This window comes from Streptomyces fulvoviolaceus (genome assembly GCF_000718165.1).
Taxonomy (GTDB): Bacteria; Actinomycetota; Actinomycetes; order Streptomycetales; family Streptomycetaceae; genus Streptomyces; species Streptomyces fulvoviolaceus.
Map to the genome: position 1 here is coordinate 143,432 of NZ_JOEY01000046.1, position 19,067 is coordinate 162,498.

Consider the following 19,067-nt stretch of genomic DNA (forward strand, 5'->3'; position numbering starts at 1 on the left):
TACTTGGGCCCGGACGGCCGTGACGTAATCGCTCAGCCGAGTCGCGTGGCGCCATGCTTCCGCCTGGGCTTCGAGGCGCTTCACGCGGCATGTCTCGGCGTAGTCGATGTGGGCCTGCCGCATCGCGGCTTCCCAGCGCAGTCTCTGCTGTCTGGCCGCTTCCAGGTCTGCCAGTCGCTTGCGTTCGGCGGCTTCTCCGCGGAGCATCACTTCCTGCGCGATCCCTGCGAGTTGGTTTTCCAGGCGGCGGTCGGAGGGAGTTGTAGTCGAAGTGGGGGATGCGGACCCAGGAGTGCTTCTTGGCGTCAGCGAGTTCCTTCTCGGTGGGAGTGTGCTCGCTTCGGTCCTGTTCTTGCAGGATGAGGAAGCCGACTGCCTGCCCTCGGGGGTAATGGTGAAGTGGGGTGGGGCGTTTCGGCGCCGATGTGGTGGAGGAGCGCCACGCGTTGCTCCCATCTCGGCGATATATCCTCGAGTCCCGGTGGCAGTGATGAGTGCCGGAAAGCCCCGCTTCGGTCAGCGCACGATGGCGCGCAGCAGTTCCACTCCCATCTGCATAAGCTTCTGCACATCGACCCGGTGGTAGACGTATCTGCCGCTTCGCTCTGAGGTGAGCACGCCGGCCGCGCGGAGTCTGGCGAGATGCCGTGACACCTGTGGTCGGGTCATGTTCATACGGCGGGCGAGATCGGAGGTGGTGATCGCCTCGTTCACCAGATGACGGCACAGGGCCAGGCGCGCGGGATCCGACAGAATGGTCAGCCGTTGCTGCATTTCGTCGATGGACGCGGGCTGGCTGTGCCAGGCCACCGGATAGTGCACCACCACGGGGAAACCGGCCTCACCGCGAATGATGAGGTGCGGGCGTCCGTGAATGGTCGGGACGAGAAGGGTGCTGTTTCCCCGGAGGGCGACGGTCAGGTTCTGCAGTTTGTCGAAGCGCACCGCCCTGCCGCCCTGGACCGGCTGGGCGGCAGGGCTGACCGACGAGATCAGCTCGGCGAGCGGCAGCCCGCGCAGCCTCGAACGGGTCTGGTCGGCCTCCTCGCGCAGCCGGTCGTGAATACGCTCCCATTCCTCGGCGAAGAATTCCCCGACGCAGTCCGTCAACGTCCGCATCAGCACGGCGCGGAATTCTTCCGGGTCGTCGACAAGCGACCTCGCCAGCTCACCGCGTGAGAACGAGCGCGCTTCGCACGCGGCGATGAATTCGCGCGGCCGGGAAACCGCCTGCCGGGGATCGAAGTCTCCGCCCTGGATCGTGTAGGCGGCGGCCTCGACGAAATCGCGCTCCGGAAGCCGCGACAGCCGCTCGATCTCCGCGTCCACGTCCGTGTCGAGCGGGCTGCTCAACGGCAGCAGCAGACGGCAGCGGCGGCGGGCCCAGAGCGGCGCGAAGCGCGTCAGCCGGGCCCGCAGATCCGGAGACAGCGCCTCGTCGGTCCGCACCAGCCACGCCCGGTGTTCGAGGTGATGGTCGGGCTCCGCGAGCGCGTGCAGACAGGCCTGGAGCTCGGAGATCGGTGAGATGCCGATCTGCACGTCCGAGCTGTTAGCCCCCCTGAGGTCAAGTAGCACCGGCACCCGGTCAGCCTAGCCCGACTGTTGTCGCCTCCGCGATAACAGTGGGTTCACGCCGTGGTCAGCGGCGTAGCGTCCCCGCTCACATACACCGATGCGAGCGATGTGAAGGAGTGCACGTGGTGGACAGTCCGGGTGGGCACGACGTCTGGCAACGCGTACCGGAGCCGGGTTCAGGGTGGCGTCAGGTGATCTCGGTGCCGGTGCGCGACGGCGTCGAACTCGTCGCGGACGTCTACGCCGCCGAGCCGGACCCGGCTCCCCGGCCGGTCCTGCTGGAGCGCACGCCCTACGGCCGCTGCAGGGCACGTGGCTCGGACGGCGCCTTCGAGTCCTGGAACCCGCCTCCGCCGGAGGCGGTGTGCCGGCGCCTCGTCGAACGCGGCTACCACGTCGTCCGTCAGGACTGTCGCGGCCGGGGCGACTCCGGCGGCACGTTCGTGAAGTACCTCAACGAGGCGGAGGACGGTCACGACACCGTCGAGTGGATCGCCGCCCAGCCGTGGTGCGACGGACGGGTGGCGACGATGGGCGTGTCCTACGCCGCACACGTGCAGACCGCGCTCGCCTCGCTGGGCACCCCGCACCTGTCCGCGATGTTCCTCGACTCCGGCGGCTTCGCGAGCGCCTACGAGACCGGGGTCCGCCTGGGCGGGGCCTTCGAACTCAAGCAGGCCACCTGGGCCTTCGCCCGCGCCAAGACCAGCGCGGAGACCCTCGCCGACCCCGTCAGGGCCGCCGCGCTCGACACCGAGTCGATCGAGGAGTGGTTCCGGCATCTGCCGTGGCGCCGGGGCCACTCACCCCTGCGGCACGCACCGGAGTACGAGGGCTATCTCTTCGAGCAGTGGGAGCACGGCCGCTTCGGGCCGTACTGGCAGCAGCTGGGCATCTACGGGCGGGGCCACTTCGACCGTTTCCCCGACGTGCCGAGTCTGCACATCTCCAGTTGGTACGACCCCTACATCCAGACCGCTGTCGAGAACTTCCGCGAACTCGGCGCACGCAAGACGAGCCCGGCGTACCTGGTGCTGGGGCCGTGGACCCACGGCAAGCGGAGCTTCTCGTACGCGGGGGACGTCGATTTCGGCCCCGAGGCGACGCTGGACGGCAACCTGGCGCCCGACTACGTCGAGTTCCGGGCCGACTGGTTCGACTCCCAGCTGAACCCGACGGCGTCCAACCCCCCGGCCGTCCGGTACTTCCGGATGGGCGGCGGCTCGGGGAAGCGCAACGCCGACGGCCGGATCGACCACGGCGGTCGTTGGCTGAGCAGCTCGACCTGGCCGCCGGAGTCGTCGTACACCTCGCGGTTCTTCCTCAACGCGGACGGCAGTCTCAGCTCGGAGCGCCGAGCTGTGGGGGAGTCCCCGGAGACCCCGGCCTTCTCGGCCTCCCCGGAGTCCCCGGAGTATCTGGAGTACGACCACGATCCACGTGACCCGGTGCCGACGATCGGTGGGCAGGTCACGTCGGGTGAACCGGTGATGGTGGGCGGGGCCTTCGACCAGCGCCCCGACGACCGGACGTTCTCCCTGTCCCGGTCGCGGCTGCCGCTCGCCTCCCGGCCCGACGTCCTCACCTTCGAGACCGAGCCGCTGGAGAAGGACGTCGTCGTGGCCGGTCCGGTCGTCGCCCGGCTCGCGGTGTCGTCGAGCGCGGCCGACACCGACTTCACCGTCAAGCTGATCGACGTCCACCCGCCGAGCGCCGACTACCCGGCCGGCTTCGCCATGAACCTCACCGACGGCATCCTCCGATGTCGCTACCGGGACTCGTTCGAGACACCGTCACCACTCGAACCCGGGCGGATCTACGACGTGACGGTCGAGGCGCCCGGCACCGCCAACCTCTTCGCCCGTGGCCACCGGATCCGGGTGGACATCAGCTCCAGCAACTTTCCCCGGTTCGACGTCAACTCCGGCACCGGCGAGCCGGAGACCACCGACCGCCGTCAGGTGATCGCGACGAACAGGGTCTTCGTCGACGGGCGCTCCACGATCACGCTGCACCTCCTCGCCGTGGAGCAGATATGAGCACCGCCTCCGCCTCCACCGCATCCACCTACGCCGTCTCCGACACGGGTCTCACCCTCGCCGCCGTCGGCGACCTCGTCCTCGACGACGACGTCCTGACGCCACGCCTGGAAGCGACCTCCCCCGAACTCCTCGGCCTCCTGCGCGGCGCGCACGTCACGATCGGGAACTTCGAGACGACCGCGATCGACTTCGACCGCTTCGCCGGCTGGCCCGAGGCCGAACCCGGCGGATCATGGCTGGTCACCTCGGAGCGCGGCGGAGCCGATGTCCGTGCCATGGGCATCGACATGGTGTCGCGTGCGAACAACCACGCCACCGACTGGGGCGTGGCCGGCCTTCGCTCCACCAGTGCCGTCCTCGATGAGGCCGGACTCGTCCATGCCGGCGCCGGAGAGTCGCTCACCGCGGCCCGGGCACCGCGCTACCTCACCACCCGGCGCGGACGGGTCGCGCTCGTGTCGGCCGCGACCCGCTACCAGGCCATGTCCCTGGCCAGTGACCCGTTCGGGATCGTGCCGGCCCGCCCCGGGATCAACGGCCTGCGCACCACGAAGTGGTTCGGTGTGCGCCCCGACGAGCTCAGGTCCCTGGCCGCGATCCGGGACAGTCTGCCGCCCGCGTCCCTGCATCACACCGCCCGCAAGGCCGACGCACGGGACGGCTCGGTGACGCTCGGAGGAACCGCGTTCATCTCGTCCGAGGCCACCGGTGGCCAGGTCGGGCCGTACTGGAAGGTCGACGACGAGGACATCACCGCCTTGCGCACCAGCGTGCGCCAGGCCAAGCAGAGTGCCGATGTCGTCGCGGTCGCCCTCCACACCCACGAACCGGGCAACTACAGCGCCGAGCCGCCCCCCTTCCTCCACGACCTCGCGCACGCCGCGGTCGACGAGGGCGCCGACGTCGTCCTCGGCCACGGCCCCCACCAGTTGCGGGCGATCGAGGTGTATCGCAACCGGCCGATCTTCTATTCGCTCGGGAATTTCATCTTCATGCAGAACCGCCAATTCCCGCTGACCCGTGAGGCGTGGCGGCGCACCGGCCTGGACCCGTCTCGGCACACTCCCGGCGAGATGCTCGAACAGAAACGGCTCAAGGGGCCTTTCAGCGACCGGGTCTGGTACGAGAGCGTCGCGGTGTCTCTGTCATTCGAGAACCAGGGCGCCGTCGACATCACGATTCACCCGTTGACCCTCACGTTCGACACACAGCATCATTCCGACCGGGGAACTCCTCGACCGGCGGACGTCACTGCCGCACATCGCATACTCAATCGACTCCGCACACTTTCCGAGGCGTACGGAACCGAAATCCTCCTTGGCAACGGCCAAGGCTGCATCCGCATCGACCGATAAGCGCGTACCTCGGTAAAGGAGCCAGCGAGAAATGACTGCCCCCTCAGAAGTACAGCAGAGACCCCAGCGACTCACCCGGTTCCTGGACGGCGTCGAACGGATAGGCAACAAACTGCCCCATCCGTTCTGGCTGTTCTGGATCCTGGCGGTCGTCGTGGTCGCCACCAGCGCGATCATGGCCGCGGCCGGCGTCACGGTCATCGACCCGGCGACCGGTGATCCGTCCCCGGTGAAGAACGCCCTGTCGGTCGCCGCGGTCCGCGAACTCACCCTCGGTGCCGAGGAGTCGTTCCTGACCTTCGGGCCACTGGGCACCGTACTGATCATCATGATCGGCCTCGCGGTCGCCGACCGCTCGGGCATGCTCGAAGCGCTGGCCCGCCACACGCTGGGACGTGTCCGCCCCAGCCATGCCGTCTTCGCGGTCTGCGTGGCCGGGGCGATGTCGAAGTTCCTGTCCTACAGCGCCTATGTGATCCTCGTACCGCTGGCCGCGCTCGTCTTCAAGGCCGTCGGACGGTCTCCCATGCTGGGCATGATCGTGGCCTTCCTGTCGATCAACGCGGCCGGTGACGCGAACCCGTTCATCGCTCCGAGCGACGTCATCTTCGCGAAGATCGCCACCGAGGCCGCGCAGATCGTCGATCCCGGGGCGATCGTCCGGCCCACCGACAACACCTACTTCACCACCGTCTCCGCGGTCGTCCTCGCGATCGTTCTCACCGTGGTCACGGAGAAGGTCCTGTCCAAGCGTGAGCACGAACTCGTGCCCGACGACGGCGCCACCGGCCCGACCACCGGCGTCCGCTCCGGCTCCGTCCCCGACGAGGTCGAAATCCGCGCGCTGCGCTGGACCGGCATCGTCGCCGCGGTCTTCTTCGGACTGCTGGTCATCGGGATGATCCCGGCGGGCTCCCCGCTGCGCGGTGAGAACGGCGCCATCCTCGACTCCACGCTCTTCAACAGCATCGCGCTGGTCCTGAGCCTGTTCTTCCTGCTCATCGGGGCCACCTACGCCCGCCTGACCGGCAAGCTCACCAGCTCGTCCGACCTGCCCACCTTCATGGCGGACGGGATCAAGTCGATCGCGCCGCTCCTCGTGCTCTTCTTCGCCGTCTCGCAGTTCCTCGCGCTGTTCCAGTGGACCGGCATCAGCACCGTCGTCGCGGTACGGGGAGCGGAGGGCCTGAAGAGTCTCGACGCCCCGGTCTTCATCGTGCTCATGCTGCTCATCGCCGGTATCGCCCTGCTGAACCTGCTGATCACCAGCGGGACCGCGCTGTGGGCGCTCATCGCTCCGGTGATCGTTCCCATGACCATGCTGGTCGGGGCCAACCCGGCCACGGTCATGGCCGTCTACCGGATCGCGGACTCCTGTACCAACTCCATCACCCCGATGAGCGCGACGTTCGTCCTCACCGTCGGCTATCTGCAGACCTATCAGAAGAAGGCGGGAATCGGCACCCTGGTGTCGTTCACCCTCCCCGCCGCCATGGCGATGATGGTCGCCTGGATCGCCCTGTTCGCCATCTGGTACGCCGTGGGTCTGCCACTGGGCCCCGGCTCACCGGTCCACTGACCGCGCCGATCCACTGACCACGCCGGTTCGCTGAGCTTCTTCGAGTTGGCTACCGATCAGGTGACGGTCCACGAAGCGCAACGGGCGAGGCCCCTGAGCTGTTGATCGAGATGTCTGACGTCTCAACCACACTGCTCAGGGGCCTCGTTGGTCATCTGTCCTGCCGCACTCGACCTGCCCCACGACCTGGCGAAGATCGCTGCCGGGTTCCGGATCAGCGAGTCCACCGCCCACGCCTACACCAGCGCGGTCATCCACCTGCTCGCCGAACGTGCGCCGGGTCTGCTGAGGGTCCTGCGCGAGGCCGATGTGGACTGCGTCCTCCTGGGGGCGCAACCGCTGATCTCGGATGCTCGTCAAAGCGGATCAAGCGCAGTCTGCGGCTGTCTGCCGACGTATGACGCGCTCATTGTGCCGGTCTGCGAGTCGGCCGACGAGCGGGTGCCTGGATCGGTACCCCGTTGTGCCCAGGAGACGCCTTCTTCAGGATTCGTCCGGATTTGCCCCGTGTGCGCACAGTCGGATCCGAGGACTCCCGGACAACAAGCTCTGTCGGCAGGCGCCGCTGGGACGGCGCATCGCTGGTCTCACCGCGGAGGCGGGCGACGAGTAGGCGGGCGGCCTCGGCGCCCATCTGGTGGAGGGCGCTGCGAACCGTACTCAGGGGGACGGGAAGATCCCGGGCAATGGAGATGTCGTTGAACCCTACGACGGCCACGTCCGTTCCGATCTTGCACTCGAGGTCGCGCAGGGTCCCCATGACACCGATCGCGGTCATGTCGTTGACCGCGAAGATGGCCGTCGGCGGCCGTTTCTTGCGCATGAGCCTCAGCGTGGCGGCCCGGCCGCCGTCAGCGTCGAAATTGGAGTGGATCACGAGATCGCGCGGGGTGTCGATTCCGCGCTCGGCAAGCGCGTCCAGGCATCCTCTGGTCCGTTCCCTCCCGGTGCTGGCGTAGGGCTGGCCGGCGATGATGCCTATGCGTCGATGACCGAGATCAGCCAGGTGTGTGCCCACCAGGCGTCCGCCCGTGTAGTCGTCGGCTGTGACGGAGTCGAACCCGTCGTGGGTTCGGCTCACGAGCACGAAGGGCGTGCCGCGTGCGGTCAGCTCCGCCAGGAACGGACTGTCGGCGTGGGCATCCCCGAGGATGAGGCCGTCCACGCGGCGGCTCAGTAGCAACTCGGCGCGGCGACGTTGTTCGTCGGGGGAGTCGAGCGTGTTCGCCACAACGGTTTGGTAACCGAGTTCCGTCGCGGCGTGGTCGATGCCCTCGTAGATGGTGCTGAGCACGACGTCGGTGAGGTGAGGGACGAGCACGCCCAGCATGTGCGTCTGCTTCGACCGCAGACTGGCGGCCTGAGCGTCAGGCTCGTAATTGGCCTGCCGGGCGATCTCCAGGACGCGTTCGGCCGCCGCGGAGGACGGCGGCAGCCCCTGCCGGGAGCGGGCCAGGACACGCGAGGCGGTGGACACGGCGACCCCTGCGGCCGCCGCGATCTCGCGCAACGTCGCGCGCCTCGCTGATCCTTCCTCCACTGTCCTGCTCCCTCCGGTCGAACCGTCCATGAAGAGAAGAGTCTCTCAAACGTTGACGCCATGCAATCGTTTCTGTAGTTTCGCGGAAACGTTTCCGCGCTGCTCCTGTCGAGAGGGTGTCTCCCGTGGTCGATGACCCAGGTGTTGTCCGCGTCGCCTGCGTCCAGATGCGTCCCCAGGTCGGTGAGCCCGAGCTGAACGTCCGCCGGTCGGCGGAGTTCGTCTCCGCCGCGGTCGCCGGGGGTGCGTCCCTCGTCGTGCTGCCCGAGCTGTGCAATTCCGGATACGCCTTCGACAGTCGAGAGGAGGCCTGGGCCGGAGCCGAGGAGATTCCCGGCGGAAAGGCGTGCCGGGCGTGGGAGGAGCTGTGCCGTCGGCACGGTATCCACCTGGTTGCCGGGATCGCCGAGCGATCCGGCTCGCGGCTGTTCAATTCGAGCGTCGTGTTCGGCCCCGACGGGTATGTCGGCACGTTCCGCAAGGTGCACCTGTGGGACCGGGAGAACCTCTTCTTCGAACCTGGCGATCTCGGATTTCCGGTGTTCCAGACGCCGATCGGCCGTATCGGAACCTTTATCTGCTACGACGGCTGGTTTCCCGAGTCCTACCGTGAATGCGCTGTGCGGGATGCGGACATCATCTGCGTCCCGACCAACTGGGTGCCGATTCCGGGACAGGCAGAAGGCCAGCCGGCCATGGCGACTGTCCTGTGCATGGCGAACGCCCACTCCAACTCCGTCTACGTCGCGGCGGCCGATCGGGTCGGCGCCGAGCGGGGGCAGCCGTTCATCGGCCAGAGCGTCATCGTCAGCTACACCGGCTGGCCGATAGCGGGCCCGGCGTCCCCTGATGCCGAGGAGATCGTCTACGCCGACCTCGACCTCAAGCAGGCTCGGGCGGCGCGCCGCTGGAACGACTTCAACGACCCGGTTCGGGACCGGCGGCCCGAGGCCTACACCGGCCAGTCGTCGACCACACCGTAACAAATCGGCGTGAGCGTCCGCGTCGTATCATCCCCAACCCGGCTGGACCAGACAAAAAGGGAAACACCATGACAATCTCGTCACCGCGTGGCTTCGACCGGCGGTCCTTCCTCAGATCCTCTGCCTTCGCGGCCCTGGGCGCGAGCGCCGCGGTTCCGCTGCTCGGCGCGTGCGCACCGCAGTCCTCCTCGAAGAATGCCTCGGGCGGGAAATCCGACCCGATCAAAGTCGGTGTCATCTCGCCCCTGAGCGGTGCGTGGACGGTGTACGGCAAGGCTCACATCGCCGGGTTCAAGCTGGCCGTCGACGAGATCAACGCGGCCGGAGGCACCCTCGGGCGCAAGTGGGAGATCGTGCAGGCCGACTCGCAGACCCAGCCGCAGGTGGTGACCGAGCAGGCCAACAGGCTCATTCGCGAGGAGAACGTCGCGTTCCTCGCGGGCACGTTCAGCAGCGCCGAGCGCAACGCCGCCGGGCCTGTGGTGACCGCGGCCGACAAACTGCTTCTGTATCCCACCTTCTACGAGGGGCAGAGCCAGAAGTACTACCCGGGTGTGTGCAACCCGAACATCTTCATGTTCGGTCCCGAGCCGTCGGAACAGGTCTGGCCGCACATGGACTACATCGTCAAGAAGCACGGTGGAAAGTTCTTCATGGTGGGTTCGGACTACGTCTGGCCCAGAGAGACGAACCGGCTGACGAAGCAGAAGCTCACGGAGCTGGGCGGCAAGGTCGTCGGCGAGGTCTACATCCCGTTCAACACCCCCCAGTACGGTTCGGTCCTCTCACAGATCAAGAAATCCGGCGCGGATGTGATATTCCTCTCCCTCACCGGTTCAGACACCGTTAACTTCCGTCGCCAGCTGGCCGCAGCCGGAATGAAGAAGGACTTCATCGTCTGGACGGTGGACGACGAGGAAGCCGCGACATCCGGAATCGGCCCCGAAGCGACGGCCGGCGACTACGTCAGCTTCGACTACTTCTGGTCCATCGACACCCCGAACAACGCGGCGTTCCGGAAGAAGGTGCGAGCCGCATCCGGCAATGTGCTGATGGACACGGTGGGCGTGGCCATGTACAACGCCGCTCATATGGCGGCGAAGGCCATCGAGCTGGCCGGAGACGTCAGTACGGACGGCATCCGCGAAAAGCTCGGAGGCATGACCTTCGACAAGGCGCCGCAGGGATCGATCACCATGCGGGCCGAGGACCACCAGGCGGTGCTGCCGTCCTACCTCGTCAAGGTGCGTCCGAACTGGACCGGCACCGACGACATGTTCGAAGTAGTCCACAAGGTCGCGTCGGTGACACCCAGCGCCGCAGCCTGCACCGATCTGCCCCTCAAGGCCAAGTAGCCATGACGCAAGTCATCTCGGTGGCGCTGGACGCCATCAGTACGAGCCTTGTCCTCGCGCTGGTCGCCATGGGTCTGGCCGTGGTTTTCGGGTTGGTCCGAGTGATCAACATGGGCCACGGGGCCATGCTCGCCCTGGGCGCCTACATCACCTGGACGCTGGCCCAGCACGGCCTGCCCTTCTTCGTGTCCGTCATCGTGTCGGCCCTGCTGGTCGGGGTGATCGGCCTGCTCTTCGAGGTCGTCCTGATCCGGCACTTCTACGACAAACAGTTCGAGACCCTGCTGATCACCTGGGCCTTCTACCTCGTGGCGACGCAGCTGATCAAGGTCTTCTGGGGGACGGACCTGCACAGCGTGGCGAATCCGATCCGGGGGACGTTCACGATCGGTGGCGCCGTGATCGGACGCTACGTGGCTGTCGTGTCCCTGGTGTCACTGCTGCTGTTCGCGTCGGCCGGCTGGGTCATGTACCGCACAAGCGTGGGCATCCGGGTGCGGGCCATGATCCAGAACCGGGAGATGGCCATGATGCTGGGGGTCAGGGCATCGGCGATGTACCGCGCGATCTTCGCCCTGGGGGCAATGCTCGCCGGGCTCGCGGGGGGACTCATCTCGCCGATGTTCAGTGTCGAACCGGACATGGGCACCCTCTGGCTGGTACGGAGCTTCTTCGTCGTCACCGTGGGCGGTCTCGGATCGCTGGTGGGCGGCACGCTCATCGGCAGCGCGTTGATGGGCGGGATGACGACCCTCGTGTCCCTGGTGGCCCAGCAGGTGTTCGCGCAAACGGTCGTCTTCGCGCTCGCCGTGATCGCTCTGCGATTCCGCCCGGCGGGCATCCTCGGAAAGAAGGCCGCATGATGGTCGACCACTCCGGCGGGACGCGCATCGAGTCCGTCCGCCGCCGTCCGGCAGCCGCCGCGGTACGCAGATGGGCCTCGGGTGAGAACATCGCCGCGTCGGCGGTCTTCGTCGCCCTGTTCTACGTGCCTTATCTGTTCGCCGGCTATCCCGTGTTCGTGCTTCCGCAGTACATGCTCTTCGGTGTCCTCGCGATGAGCCTGTGCCTGCTGTGGGGCCTGGGGGGAATGGTCAGCTTCGGCCAGGCCGCCTTCTTCATCGTGGGCTCCTATTCCATGGGCATCGCGGTGCGTGACATCGCGGGTTCCCTCGGGCCCTGGGCCGGAATCGGCATGGGGGTCGCCATCGCCGCGGCCGCCGCGGGGGCCGTGGGCTACTTCCTCTTCAGCGCCCGGGTGCGGGACTCCTACTTCGTGCTCGTCACCCTGGCCATCTCCACCATCGCCCAGGTCATCGCGAACTCCGCGTCGGGACTGACCGGCGGTTTCAACGGAATGTTCGTGCCCAGGGTCACTCTCGACCTGCCCGGACTGGCGCTCTCCCTGGAAAGCGACCTCGGCGCCTACTACGTCATTTTCCTGCTGACTCTTCTGACGTATCTCGGCCTTCGCGCACTCCAGCGGTCGGCCTTCGGCAAGGTCCTCGTGAGCATCCGCGAGAACGAGGAGCGTACCGAGTCACTGGGATACAACACGGCCCTGCGCAAGACGCTCGCCTTCGCCATCGCCGGAGGAGTGGCGGCCCTGGCCGGAGCGTTCTACGCGACCGACGCCGGATTCGTGTCACCGGACCTCGGCGGGGTGCTGTTCTCGACCAATGTCGTGGTCTGGGTGGCGATCGGCGGCCGGCAGTACCTGCTCGGGGCGATCGTCGGGGCGATCGGCATCTCGGCTCTGTCGAACCAGCTCAACGCATGGATCCCCACCTACTGGCAGCTCCTGCTGGGACTGCTCTTCTTCGTGGTCATCGCCTTCTTCCGGCGTGGCCTGGTGGGGACAATCCTGGCGATCCGTCTGCCCATGAGGAAGGCCCAGTGACCGCCATGCTCGAAGTTCGCGGAATCTCGAAGCGGTTCGGAGGAGTACAGGCGAACACCGATGTGAGCCTCGCTCTTCCGGACTCGGCGATCCGTTGCGTCATCGGCCCCAACGGAGCAGGGAAGTCCACTCTGGTCAGCATGCTGTCGGGCCATGTCAGGCCCGACCGGGGGACCATTCACCTGCGCGGCAAAGACATCACCACCTGGCCGGCTCACCGCGTGGCCTCGGCCGGCATGGTGCGCAAGTTCCAACGTCCGTCCTTCTACCCCGAGTTGACCGTTCGCGAGAACCTGGAGATCGCCGTCCTGGGCAGCGGACTGCGGCGACGAGCCCTCGCCGCCCGCGTACGGGAGGTCGCCGAGAGCGTCCGCCTCGGCGACGCGCTCGACAAGCCGGCCGCTCATCTGCCCCACGGGCGCACGCAATGGCTCGAAATCGGGCTGGTCGTCGGCCGACGGGCGCAGATCATGCTGCTCGACGAGCCCACCGCCGGCATGACCCCCGGGGAGACGACGATGACGGCCGACCTGGTGCGGGAACTCGTCGCCACCCAGGGCGTCGCCGCGATCGTGGTGGAGCACGACATGGGATTCGTGCGCGCGCTGGACGCCGAAGTCACCGTGCTGCACCTCGGCCGCGTCATCGCGGAAGGCTCGATGTCACAGATCGAGCAGGACGCTCAGGTCCGTGCTGTCTATCTTGGCGAGGAGGTGGCCTGATGCTCGAAGTACGTGACGTCGTGGCCGGATACGGGAACGGGACCGTCCTGCACGGGCTTTCGCTGTCCGTCCAGCGCGGCGAGATCGTGGGAATCCTGGGGCGCAACGGGATGGGCAAGACCAGCCTGATCCGTGCCGTGGCCGGTCTGCTGCGCCTGCGTGAAGGCACCGTCCGGCTCGACGACATCGATCTCAGCCGCGCTCCCGCGCATGCCCGTGCGCAGCACGGCATCGCCGTCGTGCCGCAAGGGCGCGGTGTCTTCCCGGATCTGACGGTCGACGAGAACCTGAAGCTCGGGCGTATGGCGGCCGGTAAGCGCAGCCGCCCCGGACGGCTGGGGGAGGTTCTCGACTACTTCCCCCGGCTGGGCGAGCGGGGGTCCCAGGCGGCCGGCACGCTGAGCGGCGGCGAGCAGCAGATGCTCGCCATCGGCCGGGCGTTGATGTCCGAGCCGCAACTGCTGCTGCTCGACGAGCCCTCGGACGGCATCATGCCCGTACTCGTCCAGCAGATCGCCCAGAACATCGTGGACATCAACCGGAACGAGGGACTGACGACCGTGGTCGTGGAGCAGAACGTGCCGATGGTGCGGAGCATGGCCGGGCGCTGCCTCCTGCTGGAAGGCGGTCAAGTGATCGCCGAAGGTCTGCTCGACGCTCTCGCGGACAGCGGTCGGCTCGAACAGCATCTCGGAGTCTGACGCATGGGAACGACTCGTGTCGCACTGCTCGGCACCGGCGGCACCATCGCCTCCGCATCGGGAGCGGACGGTCAGCTGATCGCCCGGCGCTCGGTCGCGGAGCTGCTCGACGGATGCAATGTGCCGGCAGGCATCTCGGTCGAGCCGGCGGTCGACCTCGACCGGATCAACAGCTGGGACATGGACCCGCGAAGGATGTGGCGTCTGGCCGCCCGCATCCAGGAGGTGCTGGCCGAGCCCGAGGTGGCCGGAATCGTGATCACCCACGGCACCGACACCCTTGAGGAGACGGCGTTCGCGGTCGACCTGGTCACCGCCGCGGACAAGCCCGTTGTCTTCGCGTCGGCGATGCGCAGCGCGGACTCGACCTCGGCCGACGGACCCCGCAACCTCTCCAACGCCGTCGCCGCCGCGGCGAGTCCGGAACTGCGGGGCCTCGGCGTCCTCGTCCACGCGTCCGACGAACTCCACGCGGCACGGTGGGTCCGCAAAGTCCACACGCATCACGTTGATGCGTTCTCCTCGCCGACCTTCGGACCGGTCGCCACCATCGGTCCCGCCGGACGACTACGGCTGGTGCACCGCAGGACCGCGCGCTGGACGCCGGCGTGGCCGCTCGACCCCGACGTCCAGGTGGTCGCCATGACCCCGTACACCGGGTTCACTCCCGGCCTCGTGCGGGCCGTCATCGAACACACAGGGGCTCGCGGGCTGGTACTCGAAGGCTTCGGCCTCGGAAACCTCCCGGGAAACCTGACGAGCGTGGTCGGCGACCTGACGGAGAGAGGCGTGCTCGTGGTCATCGCGTCGCGTGTCATGGCAGGCGGCACGTTTCCGGTCTACGGCGGAGACGGGGGCGGCGTGGGACTGGAGAGCGTGGGCGCGGTCTTCGCCGGTGGACTGTCGGCCGCGAAAGCACGCCTGCTGCTCATGTGCTGTCTCCCCGGCGCTTCTACGGCGGAAGCCCGCGCGAGACTGGTGGACGCCCTCGATGTTCTTGACGGAGGCTTTCAGGTCGCGCGGTGACCGTCGAACCGGCCGAACTAGGACTGAAGGGCTTTTGGACCACGCCGACGCAGATCCTCGCCGAACCGGCCTGGGCATCGAGGCTCAGCAAGGAGGACCGGCGCGGGCTGACCGCGCGCACCGGCGGCCGTCCGGGCTTCTTCCCGGCCGGGAGCAGCGGCTCCAGCTTCGCCCACTGGGCATTCGTCAGATCGTGCCTTCCACGAAGTGGATCTTGACACATCAAGATCCACTTCTGAAACGCACCCTAGCCGGCTGACCAAGCCACTCCGCCTCCGGCGGTGAGCAGGAAGTGTGTGCCCCGACGGCTCAATCGGTTGGAAGGGCGCCGCACACCGCGCAGCAAGCCTCCCGCTTTACACACAGCCTGGGTTCCGCGGGCCTGCGTGCCCTGGGCCGAGGTCGCTCGAATGAGGGAACGAAGCTCGCCGACCTGGCTGGGCTTCACTCGCCCCGACCCGGGTGTTCATCCACCCGCGGTAGCGACTGGCGAGGGTCATCGGCGGTCAGCCCGGGTGCTCACATCACCCCTGTTGTGAATCCGGCCGAGATGCGGTGGGCGGCGAGGACGTGGTCACGGGCGCCTTCGACGTGGGCGGTGATCACGTCTCGCAGTGCCTGGGCGTCGCGGGCTTTGAGCGCGTCGACCATGGACTGGTGTTCCTCGTCGATGCGCTGCAGTTCATCGCCCGAGCGGACCCAGAGGCGACTGTAGGGCTCGACCAGGTGCAGTAGCTGGTCGACGAAGCGCAGCGCGATCCGCCGCTCGGAGAGCTCGTAAATGCGTCGGTGGAACTGGTAGTTGAGCGCGGCTCGGCCGTCTGCGCCGGCACCCTTTTCGCGCATCTGGTCTGCCAGTGCCTGCAGTTCGTCGATGTCCCGCTCGCGGCACCCTCGCACGATCTCTTCGGCGAGGGGCGGTTCGAGTTGCAGACACAGTGCGAACAGCTCGGCGATGTCGTCATGACTCAGTTCGGCGACGATCATGCCCCGCTGGGGCTGCACCTCGATGAGGCCCTCAGCGGCAAGGGCGTGCAGAGCCTCGCGCAGCGGGATACGGCTGACTTTCAGGTCGGACGCGAGCCGTTCCTGGATCAGGCGGGTCCCCGGGAGGAGGTCGCCGCGCCGGATCGAGGTCCGCAGCTCGGCGGCGATCACGTCGGCACTGTTTCTGACACGGTCGGCAGCAGTCACAGCCTAAGGATACCTATTGCGCCACCCGCAGCGGGTGTATACATTCGCTGCGAGCTGTTCAGGAGAAAGGTCACCCGAATGTCACGTGCGGTAGATGTTGCCGTCATCGGCGGAGGTTTGCTTGGGCTGGCGACAGCCCGAGCGATTCTTTGCGCAGAGCCTCGGGCCTCTGTAGCCGTCCTGGAGAAGGAAGGGCGGTGGGGTGCACACCAGTCGGGGCACAACAGCAACGTAATCCACAGCGGCCTGTACTACACACCCGGCAGCCTCAAGGCGAAGTTGGCCCGCGTCGGCGGCGAGGCGATGATCCGGTACTGCGAAGAGCACGATGTGCCGGTGAGGCGTACCGGCAAACTGGTGGTGGCCACGACCTTTGACCAGCTGGCCCGCCTGGGTGCGCTCGAGGCCCGCGGCCAGGCCAACGGTGTTACGGTGCAGCGTCTGGACCGCAGGGAGATTGCCGAGCGCGAGCCGCATGTAGCGGGGATCGCAGCGCTGGCGGTCGCAGACACCGCGATGACGGACTTCGGCCATGTGTGCCGCGCTCTGGCGGCCGAGCTCACTGCACTCGGCGCGGATCTGCGCACCGACTCGCAGGCGCTGTCGTTCACTGAGTCCGGCGACCGGACAGTCGTCCATACGCCCGGCGGGGAAGTCCGGGCGCGGGTCGTCGTCAACTGCGCCGGCCTCCACAGCGACAAGATCGCCAAAGCGGCCGGGGACCGGCCGTCGGTGCGCATCATGCCTTTCCGCGGTGAGTACGCCGAGATACGTCCGGAGCGCAGAGGGCTGATCAACAACCCGGTCTACCCGGTGCCCGATCCTGACCTGCCGTTTCTGGGCGTGCATGTGACCCCGATGCTCGACGGGTCGGTCCACGTGGGACCCAACGCCGTGCCCGCCCTGGCCCGCCAGGGCTACCGGTGGCGCGACATCGACCCCCGCATGCTGGCGGAGCTGGCCCGCGATCCCGCCCTGCGCGCACTGGCCCGGCGTTTCTGGCGCCATGGAGTCACCGAGATCAGCCGGTCACTGATCTGGCCATTGTTCGTGCGTGACGTGCGCCGGCTGATCCCGGAGATCGAAGGCAAGGACTTGCGCCGGCACGGCAGCGGCGTGCGCGCGCAAGCCGTCACTGCGACCGGGGAACTGGTCGACGACTTCGTCATCAGCCGGACCCCACGTGCCATTCACGTGCTCAACGCCCCCTCACCCGCAGCGACTTCGAGCCTGCTCATCGGAAGCCAGATAGCGGCCGATGCCTTCGACCAACTCGATCTCGGCGACGCAGCCCGCAGCGTGCGCCAGGCGCACCTGCCCAACCGCTGAACCGGCCGTTCCCTGAGCCCGGCCCGCCCCTGCCACACCCACCCTTGCGCAACTACTGCTTCGGCAGGGCGAGCCGCACTTGCCCACGCCATTTTTCTCAACGATGAGAGGACCGCTCATGACGAATGCCCGCCAGGGAATGGGGGCGCCGCCCACTCCGGCCAGCGATGTCTCGGCACGCCGACGCGTGGCCATCGCAACCATCGTGGGCTCCGCGCTGGAGTGGTACGACTTCTATCTCTACGCCGCGATGGCCGCGCTCGTCTTCGGCGATCTCTTCTTCCCGGCCGCCGACAGCACCTCCGGCACCCTGGCAGCCTTCGCCACCTTCGCGGTGGGATTCGTGGCCAGGCCGGTCGGCGGAATCCTCTTCGGACACCTCGCCGACCGCGTCGGCCGCCGAAAAGTCCTGATGATCACGCTCATACTCATGGGAACCTCCACCGGACTGATCGGCCTGCTGCCCGGCTACGCCACCGCCGGCACCTTCGCCCCCGTCGCCCTCACCATCCTGCGGGTGCTGCAGGGACTGGGCTCGGGCGCCGAGTACAGCAGCGCGGCGGTGGTGGCCTACGAACACGCCAGCAGCGACCGCCGAGGCCGACAAGGCGCCTGGCCCGCCCTGGGGCTCAACATCGGCCTGCTGCTGTCGTCGCTGACCGTGGCCGTGCTGACCAGCACGGACAAGAATTTCCTGATGACCTGGGGCTGGCGCATCCCGTTCATCGCGAGCTTCGCCCTCGTCGGGGTGGGACTGTGGGTGCGCCGCCAGGTACCGGAAACCCCCGCGTTCCAGGAGAACACCGCAGGCGACAAGAGCGACCGGTCGGCTGCGAAGATGCCCCTCATCACGCTCCTGCGGCAGGACTGGCGCGGCCTCCTAGTCGTCATGGCCATCGCCCTCGGTTACAACGCCCTGAGCTACATCTTTAAGACGTTCTCACTGGCCTACCTGACAGAGTTCCAGGGCGTTGCGGCGAATGTCGGCGCATTCGGTATCTCGCTGGCCAGCGGTACCGCGATCATCACTGCCCCAATATTCGGATGGGCCAGCGACCGCTTCGGCAGCCGCCGCGTACTCATGGCGGGAGCCGTGGCCGGGGGCCTGTTCGCGTTCCCCTTCTTCATGCTCCTCGACAGTAAGAACAACGCTGCGATCTACCTGTGCCTCGTGATCGCGACGGGTGTACTGGCACCGGCCATGTTTGCGCCACAAGGATCGTTCCTCTCCGAGCAGTTCCCGGCCTTCGTCCGCGCCAGCGGGGTGGGCGTCGGACGCGAGTTCGGCGGCGCCATCTCCGGAGGCCTGGCCCCGCTGGCAGCACTGGCCATCGTCGGCGCCAGTGACACCCACGCCACCTGGGGTGTTTCGCTGATCTTGATCGCCGGTGCCGTCGTGGTCGTGATTGGCGCGTCCCTCGACCAAGGCAGGCGGCACGTCCTGAACGACGAAGCCGTCGTCCCGGTCGTCGAACGGGCGGCACGGTAACCGGCTGCACGAGCCCCGGTCGAATTCCGTCCGCTGGTCGGCAGTCTCCCCAACCGGAGCTGCCGCCTGACCCTTGAGCCGGGGTGCGGCGTCACCACCTGACCCGAGCGCGCGGCCCTGGCGGCGCCCTGCGGATCAGCCCGCATGGCGCCGCCCAGGGCACTGCGACCGCCTGCAGTCCCGGCCAGGAACGCGCGCTTCGCCCGGGCGGCGGGCGACCCCTACCGCTACGGCGTCTACCTCCGCCCTGACCCCGTGACCTGCGCCGCCGTCA

The 19,067-nt window shown here is 67.6% G+C and carries 15 protein-coding genes and 2 pseudogenes; 13 read left to right on the plus strand and 4 right to left on the minus strand.

Annotated elements, in window-relative coordinates; genetic code table 11:
* Positions 1-516 precede the first annotated feature (516 nt).
* Positions 517-1,584, minus strand: a complete 1,068-nt coding sequence (locus IG08_RS0139765; protein WP_030614776.1) for a DUF5937 family protein — start codon at positions 1,582-1,584, stop codon at positions 517-519.
* Positions 1,585-1,700: 116 nt separating this feature from the next.
* Here IG08_RS0139765 and IG08_RS0139770 point away from each other — a divergent pair, with 116 nt between their 5' ends.
* The 4 genes and pseudogenes from IG08_RS0139770 to IG08_RS57805 form a co-directional block, all read left to right on the plus strand.
* Complete coding sequence (locus IG08_RS0139770) at positions 1,701-3,617, plus strand: CocE/NonD family hydrolase (protein ID WP_234343079.1); 1,917 nt, start codon at positions 1,701-1,703, stop codon at positions 3,615-3,617.
* On the plus strand, positions 3,614-4,975 hold the full coding sequence (locus IG08_RS0139775) for a CapA family protein (protein WP_030614780.1): 1,362 nt from the start codon (positions 3,614-3,616) through the stop codon (positions 4,973-4,975). Before IG08_RS0139770 ends, IG08_RS0139775 begins: the two co-directional genes overlap by 4 nt.
* A 31-nt stretch (positions 4,976-5,006) precedes the next feature.
* Positions 5,007-6,554 carry an AbgT family transporter gene (locus IG08_RS0139780; RefSeq protein ID WP_030614782.1) on the plus strand — a complete coding sequence of 516 codons (1,548 nt, stop codon included), beginning with the start codon at positions 5,007-5,009 and terminating at the stop codon, positions 6,552-6,554.
* Positions 6,555-6,701: 147 nt separating this feature from the next.
* Positions 6,702-6,881: pseudogene (locus IG08_RS57805) on the plus strand (transposase family protein); the annotation flags it as partial.
* A 79-nt stretch (positions 6,882-6,960) separates the two neighbouring features.
* Here the strand turns inward: IG08_RS57805 and IG08_RS0139785 are convergent.
* Both IG08_RS0139785 and IG08_RS61770 read right to left on the minus strand, forming a co-directional pair.
* On the minus strand, positions 6,961-7,884 hold the full coding sequence (locus IG08_RS0139785) for a substrate-binding domain-containing protein (RefSeq protein WP_234343082.1): 924 nt from the start codon (positions 7,882-7,884) through the stop codon (positions 6,961-6,963).
* A 48-nt stretch (positions 7,885-7,932) separates the two neighbouring features.
* Positions 7,933-8,124, minus strand: a pseudogene (locus tag IG08_RS61770) (LacI family DNA-binding transcriptional regulator); the annotation flags it as partial.
* Positions 8,125-8,219: 95 nt separating this feature from the next.
* Between IG08_RS61770 and IG08_RS0139790 the strand changes: the two are divergent.
* The 7 genes from IG08_RS0139790 (at position 8,220) to IG08_RS0139820 (ending at position 14,781) form a co-directional block, all read left to right on the plus strand.
* On the plus strand, positions 8,220-9,077 hold the full coding sequence (locus IG08_RS0139790) for a nitrilase family protein (RefSeq protein WP_234343080.1): 858 nt from the start codon (positions 8,220-8,222) through the stop codon (positions 9,075-9,077).
* 68 nt (positions 9,078-9,145) lie between these two features.
* Positions 9,146-10,432, plus strand: a complete 1,287-nt coding sequence (locus IG08_RS0139795) for a substrate-binding protein (RefSeq protein WP_030614790.1) — start codon at positions 9,146-9,148, stop codon at positions 10,430-10,432.
* A 2-nt stretch (positions 10,433-10,434) separates the two neighbouring features.
* Positions 10,435-11,295, plus strand: coding sequence for a branched-chain amino acid ABC transporter permease (locus tag IG08_RS0139800; RefSeq protein ID WP_030614793.1), 861 nt, complete (start codon positions 10,435-10,437; stop codon positions 11,293-11,295).
* Positions 11,292-12,332: a branched-chain amino acid ABC transporter permease gene (locus IG08_RS0139805; RefSeq protein WP_052425050.1), complete on the plus strand. Its 1,041-nt coding sequence runs from the start codon at positions 11,292-11,294 to the stop codon at positions 12,330-12,332. The genes IG08_RS0139800 and IG08_RS0139805 overlap by 4 nt, the downstream gene beginning before the upstream one ends.
* Positions 12,333-12,337: 5 nt before the next feature.
* Positions 12,338-13,054 (plus strand): ATP-binding cassette domain-containing protein, encoded by a 717-nt coding sequence (locus IG08_RS0139810; RefSeq protein WP_043456371.1) that lies wholly within the window; start codon positions 12,338-12,340, stop codon positions 13,052-13,054.
* On the plus strand, positions 13,054-13,755 hold the full coding sequence (locus IG08_RS0139815) for an ABC transporter ATP-binding protein (RefSeq protein WP_030614800.1): 702 nt from the start codon (positions 13,054-13,056) through the stop codon (positions 13,753-13,755). The genes IG08_RS0139810 and IG08_RS0139815 overlap by 1 nt, the downstream gene beginning before the upstream one ends.
* Before the next feature lie 3 nt (positions 13,756-13,758).
* Positions 13,759-14,781, plus strand: a complete 1,023-nt coding sequence (locus IG08_RS0139820; protein WP_052425051.1) for an asparaginase — start codon at positions 13,759-13,761, stop codon at positions 14,779-14,781.
* 519 nt (positions 14,782-15,300) lie between these two features.
* On the opposite strand, the gene IG08_RS0139825 is transcribed toward IG08_RS0139820, so the two are convergent.
* On the minus strand, positions 15,301-15,975 hold the full coding sequence (locus tag IG08_RS0139825) for a GntR family transcriptional regulator (RefSeq protein WP_030614805.1): 675 nt from the start codon (positions 15,973-15,975) through the stop codon (positions 15,301-15,303).
* Between the two features lie 78 nt (positions 15,976-16,053).
* Here IG08_RS0139825 and lhgO point away from each other — a divergent pair, with 78 nt between their 5' ends.
* Both lhgO and IG08_RS0139835 read left to right on the plus strand, forming a co-directional pair.
* The gene (gene lhgO, locus IG08_RS0139830) at positions 16,054-17,304 is read left to right on the plus strand and encodes an L-2-hydroxyglutarate oxidase (protein WP_030614807.1); all 1,251 of its coding nucleotides are present in this window, start codon (positions 16,054-16,056) and stop codon (positions 17,302-17,304) included.
* A 118-nt stretch (positions 17,305-17,422) separates the two neighbouring features.
* Complete coding sequence (locus tag IG08_RS0139835; protein WP_234343081.1) at positions 17,423-18,793, plus strand: MFS transporter; 1,371 nt, start codon at positions 17,423-17,425, stop codon at positions 18,791-18,793.
* Positions 18,794-19,067 lie beyond the last annotated feature (274 nt).

Bases quoted from the DNA above. Each gene is read 5' to 3' on its own strand.
- IG08_RS0139780 (WP_030614782.1), top strand. From the start codon at position 5,007: ATGACTGCCCCCTCAGAAGTACAGCAGAGACCCCAGCGACTCACCCGG.
- IG08_RS0139795 (WP_030614790.1), top strand. From the start codon at position 9,146: ATGACAATCTCGTCACCGCGTGGCTTCGACCGGCGGTCCTTCCTCAGA.
- lhgO (WP_030614807.1), top strand. From the start codon at position 16,054: ATGTCACGTGCGGTAGATGTTGCCGTCATCGGCGGAGGTTTGCTTGGG.
- IG08_RS0139785 (WP_234343082.1), bottom strand. From the start codon at position 7,884: ATGCTGGGCGTGCTCGTCCCTCACCTCACCGACGTCGTGCTCAGCACC.
- IG08_RS0139820 (WP_052425051.1), top strand. From the start codon at position 13,759: ATGGGAACGACTCGTGTCGCACTGCTCGGCACCGGCGGCACCATCGCC.
- IG08_RS0139835 (WP_234343081.1), top strand. From the start codon at position 17,423: ATGACGAATGCCCGCCAGGGAATGGGGGCGCCGCCCACTCCGGCCAGC.
- IG08_RS0139805 (WP_052425050.1), top strand. From the start codon at position 11,292: ATGATGGTCGACCACTCCGGCGGGACGCGCATCGAGTCCGTCCGCCGC.
- IG08_RS0139800 (WP_030614793.1), top strand. From the start codon at position 10,435: ATGACGCAAGTCATCTCGGTGGCGCTGGACGCCATCAGTACGAGCCTT.
- IG08_RS0139815 (WP_030614800.1), top strand. From the start codon at position 13,054: ATGCTCGAAGTACGTGACGTCGTGGCCGGATACGGGAACGGGACCGTC.
- IG08_RS0139810 (WP_043456371.1), top strand. From the start codon at position 12,338: ATGCTCGAAGTTCGCGGAATCTCGAAGCGGTTCGGAGGAGTACAGGCG.
- IG08_RS0139775 (WP_030614780.1), top strand. From the start codon at position 3,614: ATGAGCACCGCCTCCGCCTCCACCGCATCCACCTACGCCGTCTCCGAC.